Source organism: Pseudomonas amygdali, from assembly GCF_002699855.1.
In the GTDB taxonomy this organism is placed as follows: Bacteria; Pseudomonadota; Gammaproteobacteria; order Pseudomonadales; family Pseudomonadaceae; genus Aquipseudomonas; species Aquipseudomonas amygdali.
The window spans coordinates 1-5278 of sequence record NZ_LKBW01000115.1 but is presented as its reverse complement, the minus strand read 5'-3'; the positions used below and the strand labels follow the sequence as shown (position 1 = coordinate 5278).

Below are 5278 nucleotides of genomic sequence, written 5' to 3'. Positions count from 1 at the left end.
CACAATATTCTTTCACGGCTGCGAGTTTTGCCTGCACTGTATATTTACCCATGACGCCTCCAAAGGTTGCGTCCAACCTTCGGGGGTCATACCATATTCGGCTGGGACAGGGATTTTTTGTTCGCTGCTTTCCAGGTACAGACGATTCGCCAAGCCACGGGCAGGACGGCCGGATACATAGCTGGTTACTCGAGTTTCATGGGCTCTTGCGCAGACAAGCGCTGCGCGATGCTCGGGCGTAGCTGAGGACTCGGGGCACAGGATAAAGGCGGTTCCCATTTGTACACCTATGGCCCCCAGTACCAATGCCGCTTTAATGCCTGCGCCGTCCATGATCCCACCGGCTGCGATCACCGGTAAGCCTATGTGTGTTGTCAGCATGCGGGTCAATGGGAACAACCCAAGCTCGTGGTCCTGATCAGGCGCATCGTCGAATACGCCACGGTGCCCTCCTGCCTCATAGCCTTGCGCGACAATGGCGTCTACACCTGTCTTCTGAAGCATTTGTGCTTCCTTGAGCGTGGTGGCACAACCCAGTGTAACGATGCCCGCCTCTCGCAGCTCAGCTATCCATGCTGATTCGGGTGTGCCGAAGTGAAAGCTGACTACAGCGGGCCGCTCGGCTAATAGCACTTCAAGCATCGCCCGGTCACTCAGGAAGCTTGTATAAATCTCGCGTATTTCCTGAGGAGGCGCTGCATCGAACTCGGCGAACCATTTTGCACTATAGGCCAGCCAGGCATCGTTCTGCGCTTGGTTAAAACGAGCGGGGCTGTGGCAGAACATGTTCACGTTGAACGGTTGGTCAGTTAGCTCGCGCGTCCGTCTTATAAGGGCTCGTGCCTGGTCTAGGGTGCTGGCGCCAAGGCCGATTGATCCAAGGGCTCCTGCGTTACTAACTTCGGCGGCAAGAGTTGGAGTTGAAACTCCAACCATCGGCGCCTGAATAATGGGTAGCCGGACCCCTATGTTGGTCCAGAAATCAGTATTGTTCATGTAACTACCTATCTATCTGGAGCGGTGAAGGAAATCGAACGGTCAGCAGTGTTGAGAGCACCAGGCCAACGCCCGCAGCGATCAGCGAAGTGTTGAACGAGCCGCTGTATGCGAACAGGTAGCTCGCTAATAAGGGGCCAATGATTTGACCTATGCCGTAGGCTGCAGTCATGACAGCGATAAGATTGTGCTTAATCGTGTGTGACACTCGTTTTGCGGCGGGCATCGCTATGCTTACGGTACCCATGAATGTTCCGCCGACAATTAACGCACTGCCCACGTATCCCGCCACGCTAGGTGATATGACAGGCAGAATGACACCGAACGCTTGAAGCAGGAGGTTTGCACGGAGCGCAACGTGAGTGCCAAATCTCAGGTGAAGTTTGTGCCAGAGGTAACAGGAAGGTGCGGCTCCAAGACCGAAAACAGCCCAGATGTGAACAGGGTTCATATCTCCAAAGGCATTTTTTACCAGCATGGGAAGGTACGTCGCCGTGATAATGTAGCCAAAACCCGCCAAACCATAGGCCGCAATCAAAGGCCATGCTCCTAATGGCATATGACGCCCAGAAGCATCACTCACTGAAGGGGCCATCAAATGGGTGGGGCTTTTATCCAGCTTCTTTATGGCAATGCCGCTTAGTACGGCGCTGCTCACGCCCAGCGTAAGCCACAGGTTGAAACTGTTGAATCCGACGCCTTGAGCAATAGCCAGTATTTCTGCTGAAAGGAAGATTCCTATGCCCACTCCTGAAAAGAGTATGGGGGCCCCCTCATGATGCCCCTTGTGCTGCAATAACCACTGCGATACAGCGATCATGGACAGCGCACTGAAGAGCCCTGCCACGCCTCGAATGCTGATAATCAACCAAGGCTGTGCGATATAGGCCAGCGCAATCAGACCTACCACGCTGGCGAGGATAGACACGATTACCCACTTGCGTGAATGACCGCTTGATAAGCGCGCAGCCAGTAAAGCGCCTAACAGGTATCCGGCATAATTGGCTGATGCAGCCAATGTCCCGTCATGCAGGCTCACTATGCCCTCGTGAACCATCGCAGGGTAGACACCGGTATAGGCAAAACGTCCAAAGCCCATGCCAATGGCCATCACCATGGCCGCAGCGATAGCAGACCATAGCAAGCTTTGACTTTGATTATTTTGTGCTGGTAACGGCTGGTTGTGCATCACTTTGATCTCAACTATTGCTTTCCAGCCAAATCGGCTAAAACAAATACAGATGTTTTAGCCGCTGATCTGGAGGTATGTGCGATTGCACTTGGCTTGAAGCACCGTGCGTCAACAGCTCTTTGCCTGGTCAGATGTTTGCCTTTCAACTTCACGCCAAGGCTTGCGCCGGGCCGAAAAACTCATACCGGGCCTGATTCTCTGGCACTCCCAGATCCTTCAAGGCCCGTTTCATGAATGCCATGAAGGGTGTGGGGCCCAGAAAATAAGCGTCGACATCGCGGTCGGCAGGCAGCCATTTTTGAAGGTGAGTGATTGAGGGAAAGCCAATGGCGTCCGGCGTGTAGACCTCATGATCGGCCCGCTCCGCGTAAACGACATGCGCCTTGAACAGCGGATAGCGTTGTTGCCAGTCTCGCAAGAGGGCTGAGAACGCATGCGCCTGACCATTACGCGCATAGTGAATGAAGGTGACTGGTCGTTCGCCGGACTCCAGCGCTTGCTCGGCCATTGCCAGCGTTGGCGTGATACCGACGCCGCCGCTGATAAGTAGTAGTGGCCTGGTATGGTCGCTAAGTGTGAAATTCCCGGAAGGAGGGAACACATCGAGCGTGCTTCCCTCTTCCACATGATCGTGCAGATAAGTAGACGCGAGCCCGCCCTGCTCACGCTTGACGCTGATTCGGTATAAAACACCGTCAGCCTGCTCACTCAAAGAGTAGTTACGTCGCACCTCTTGGCCATCGATCATGAGCCGCACGCCGATGTATTGTCCGGCCTTGTGCTTGATAACGGGCTGATGATCAGTAGGCGCAAGATAAAACGACGTAATTTCAGCGCTTTCGGCCACCTTTCTCTGGACGGTGAACGGACGCGCACCCCGCCAGCCGCCCGGTGCAGCAGCGATGGCGTCGTAGGCACTCCGCTCACCGGCAATGAGGATGTCTGCGAGCTGTTGATAGGCTGCGGCCCACGCTGCGATGACTTCATCTGTTGCGGTTTCTGCGCCCAGTACCTCGCGGATAGCCTGCAAAAGGCAGGCGCCGACTATAGGGTAATGCTGGGGAAGTATCTGCAGTGCCACATGCTTGTTGATTATCTGGCTCGCCAGCCCGCCCAGGTTTTCGAGCCTGTCGATGTTCCTCGCGTACATCAGCACGCCATTGGCAAGCGCACGGGGCTGCGACCCGTTAGCTTGATTCGCCTGATTAAACAACGGACGCACTTCAGGGTGCGTGTCGAGCATGAGTTTATAAAAATACGTGATCAGCGCTTCCCCTCCGGTTTCTAGCAGAGGCACAGTTGCTTTGATGATGTCGCGCTGGGCTGAGGTCAGCATGGTGGGCTCCAGAAGGTAAGCATCTATACCCTTGGCTAGAGCAACCGCCGTGCCAGGCATAAAAGCCTTGTAAAACAGCAATTCGAAGGCGTATAGAGTCTTTATGACTGTGTTATTAAGACCTGATCCGTGAAAAAAGATGTCATTTCGACTCATCAGTTGAAGGCGTTGCACGCCCTCCTTCCTCTCTTGGGTGATTTAGCCGTAGAGCTGTCTGCCGAACACCGTTATTACCGCGTGCTGGATGCGTTGCGAGAGCTTGTCCCCTCGGATGCTCTGGCATTATTGCGCCTGGAGCGGGGCGAACTTATTCCTGTCGCAGCGCACGGCTTGGCCAGTGACGCAATGGCCCGACGCTACCGTGTCGCCAACCATCCTCGACTGAACGCGATCATTGAAGCCAAGGGGGCCGTGCTGTTCCCCTCAAACTGTGATCTCCCGGACCCCTATGACGGACTGATCGGTTCAAGCGCTTTGCCCGTGCACGACTGCATGGGTTGCTCATTGCGGATCAATGACAAAACCTGGGGGGTTCTGACCCTGGACGCCCTGACCGTTGGGCAGTTCACTGAGCAGGATCTGCAAACCGTCGAGACCTTTGCCGTGTTCGCGGCGGCGACCGTCGTGGCGGCCTCCCAATTCGATGATCTGTTGCGCACCGTTGCCTGAGAACGGAAACGGGCAGAAGCCTACCGACTCTCTGCACGCAGGCCCAAGCCTGAAATGATCGGCAACAGCGACAGTTTCAGGCAACTCATCTCTGAAATCGATCTGGTCGCTTCAAGCGACCTCACGGTGTTGATTACCGGCGAAACCGGAGTAGGTAAAGAACTGGTTGCCCAGCGGCTACACGATCTCTCGGCGCGAGCGGACAAACCGTTCATCACGGTCAATTGCGCCGCGCTTCCTGAGCACCTGGTCGAAAGCGAGCTTTTCGGGCACGTCAAAGGCGCCTTTTCGGGGGCCATCGAAAATCGGCTGGGTAAATTTGAAGTGGCCAGCACCGGCACGCTGTTCCTGGATGAGATCGGCGAGCTTCCGTTGGCCGTGCAAGCCACCCTGCTTCGCGTACTTCAGGGCGGCCAGCTTCAGAGAGTAGGCTCCGACAAGCCCCACGTGGTCGATATTCGTTTGATTGCCGCCACCAACCGAGACCTGGCTGAGGAAGTGCGCACGGGTCGTTTTCGAGCAGACCTGTATCACCGCCTCAGCGTCTACCCGTTACGCATCCCCTCTCTGAGAGAACGCCGGGACGACATCATGTTGCTGGCTGGAGCCTTCGCGGAAGAAAACCGCTGGAGGGTCGGCGTACCTTCGCTGCGATTTTCCGACTCCGCCCGCCAGGCATTGGTCGGCTACTCCTGGCCCGGGAATATTCGGGAGCTGGAACACCTGATGGCAAGGGCCGCGCTGAAGGCAAAAAAACGAGCGGCGTCGTTGAAAAGGCAGAGTGTGTTGTCGCTGGAGCTGCATGACCTCGACCTTCTGGCATCACCCTCCGAGACAGTTGCAGAAGAATCAGGCGATCTCCTTTCGCTGCAACCTCTGGTTAAAGACTTCAGATCATCTGTAGACGGCTACAAGAAAGCCGTGTTGGAAGAGGCTCTCAGACGGTCGGAAGGCAATGTTTCTGCTGCAGCCAGAAGTCTTAATTGTCACCGCCACTGTAAAAATGACCCCCTAACGCCAACCTAGAATTGACCCCCCTGGGTAAAACTGGCGGCTTTGAGCTGCCAATATGTTGACCCAGGAGC

The 5278-nt window shown here is 55.5% G+C and carries 3 protein-coding genes and 1 pseudogene; 1 reads left to right on the top strand and 3 read right to left on the bottom strand.

The window, feature by feature from the left end:
• Positions 1-12: 12 nt before the first annotated feature.
• From AO277_RS10670 to hmpA, 3 genes are all read right to left on the bottom strand, one after another.
• Positions 13-996 (bottom strand): NAD(P)H-dependent flavin oxidoreductase, encoded by a 984-nt coding sequence (locus AO277_RS10670; RefSeq protein WP_044320044.1) that lies wholly within the window; start codon positions 994-996, stop codon positions 13-15.
• 4 nt (positions 997-1000) lie between these two features.
• Positions 1001-2185: a YbfB/YjiJ family MFS transporter gene (locus AO277_RS10665; protein ID WP_044320043.1), complete on the bottom strand. Its 1185-nt coding sequence runs from the start codon at positions 2183-2185 to the stop codon at positions 1001-1003.
• A gap of 151 nt (positions 2186-2336) precedes the next feature.
• A complete protein-coding gene (gene hmpA / locus AO277_RS10660) occupies positions 2337-3524 on the bottom strand; it encodes an NO-inducible flavohemoprotein (protein ID WP_044320045.1) in 1188 nt (395 codons plus the stop codon).
• 129 nt (positions 3525-3653) lie between these two features.
• Here hmpA and norR point away from each other — a divergent pair.
• Positions 3654-5219 (top strand): annotated as a pseudogene (gene norR, locus AO277_RS10655) (nitric oxide reductase transcriptional regulator NorR).
• Positions 5220-5278 lie beyond the last annotated feature (59 nt).